The sequence below is a fragment of the Enterobacter sp. SECR19-1250 genome (genome assembly GCF_013391025.1).
In the GTDB taxonomy this organism is placed as follows: Bacteria; Pseudomonadota; Gammaproteobacteria; order Enterobacterales; family Enterobacteriaceae; genus Enterobacter; species Enterobacter cloacae.
On the sequence record NZ_JACASJ010000242.1, the window covers coordinates 1 to 1,751 of the forward strand.

Annotated in this window: 2 protein-coding genes; both read right to left on the reverse strand. The window is 58.9% G+C overall.

Annotated features, from left to right (window positions below):
- A partial coding sequence (gene cpsG / locus HX884_RS26290) for a colanic acid biosynthesis phosphomannomutase CpsG (RefSeq protein ID WP_058681652.1) occupies positions 1 to 1,317 on the reverse strand: 1,317 nt, incomplete at its 3' end.
- A 110-nt stretch (positions 1,318 to 1,427) separates the two neighbouring features.
- The coding region (locus HX884_RS26295; RefSeq protein ID WP_114078625.1) for a cupin domain-containing protein at positions 1,428 to 1,751 on the reverse strand (324 nt) is incomplete at its 5' end.

Sequence of the window (1,751 nt, forward strand, 5' to 3'; positions counted from 1 at the left end):
GTCGGCGCGGGATTCCACGTTCAGGCGCACCACCGGCTCGGTATTGGACGAGCGCAGGTTAAAGCGCCACTGCGGGAACGCCATGCTGATACCGTCGGTACGGTCAATTTCCAGCGCGTGAATAGCAAAGTGCTGTTCCACGCGGGCAATGGCCTCAGCCGGCTGCGCCAGTTTGCTGTTGATCTCCCCGCTTGCCGGGAAGGCCGCCATACGGTCGCGCACCAGCTCGCCCAGGGTCTGACCTTTCAGGCACAGCAGTTCGGTCACCAGCAGCCACGGGATCATCCCGCTGTCGCAGTAGGCAAAATCGCGGAAGTAGTGGTGGGCGCTCATCTCGCCGCCGTAGATGGCGTCTTCTTCGCGCATACGCTCTTTAATAAACGCGTGACCGGTTTTGGACATCACCGGCGTGCCGCCTGCGGCAGACACCACGTCAACGGTGTTCCAGGAGAGGCGCGGGTCATGAATGATCTTCGCCCCCGGATTTTTCTCGAGGAACGCTTCCGCCAGCAGGCCGACAATGTAATAGCCTTCGATGAACTGCCCCTTCTCATCGAACAGGAAGCAGCGGTCGAAATCGCCGTCAAAGGCGATGCCCATATCCGCACCGTGTTCAATCACCGCATTGCGGGTGTCGTCGCGGCACTCTGGCAGCAGCGGGTTCGGGATACCGTTCGGGAAGTTGCCGTCCGGGGTGTTGTGTACCTTGACGAAGGTCACCGGCACGTTCAGCGCCTTAAAGCGGGCTTCCAGGGCATCCACCACCGGGCCCGCCGCGCCGTTGCCGGAGTTGATGACCAGCTTCAGCGGCTTAAGGTTCGCCACGTTGATGTAACCCAGCAGGTGATCGATGTACTCTTTATGCAGATCGATCTGCTTGTAGCTGCCGCGTGCAGACTCGTTCACCGGCGGGAAGTCGTTGGCTTCCGCCAGACGCTGCACGTCGCGCAGGCCGGTATCGCCGCTGATAGGGCGCGCACCCTTGCGCACCAGCTTCATGCCGTTGTAATCCATCGGGTTATGGCTGGCCGTGACTTCAATCCCGCCGTCCACGCCCAGGTGGAAGGTGGCAAAATAGATCTCTTCGGTACCGGAAAGGCCGATATCCAGCACGTCCACGCCCGCGTCCTGCAGCCCTTTCGCCAGCGCCAGCTTCAGGGATTCGCTGGTCAGACGCACGTCACCGCCCAGCACGATAGTTTTCGGTTTCAGGTATTCGCCGTACGCGCGACCGATGCGCCACGCAATGTCTTCATTCAGCTCTTCGCCCAGCTTGCCGCGAATATCGTAGGCTTTAAAACAGGTTAACTTTTCCATCATGACCCCTTTTTCAGGCAACAGTTGGCCCGCCCAATTAACAGGCAAAATATTTTTTATTCATTCGTAGGCCCGGTAAGCACAGCGCCACCGGGCATGATGCGAAGTGGTTACACCCGACCGTAGCGGTCCTGGAAACGGACAATATCGTCCTCTTCCAGATACGCGCCGGAGCGCACTTCAATTAAATCGAGAGGTATCTTCCCTGGGTTTTCCAGACAGTGTGTCGCCCCCAGCGGAATATAAATTGACTCATTTTCACCGAGCAGTTTCACTTCACCGTCGATGGTCACTTTGGCGGTACCCGCTACCACCACCCAGTGCTCGGCACGATGGTGATGCATCTGTACCGACAGGCCTTCGCCCGGCTTCACGGTAATGCGCTTCACCTGGTAACGTTCGCCCGCATCGATGGAGTCGTATTTGCCCCACGG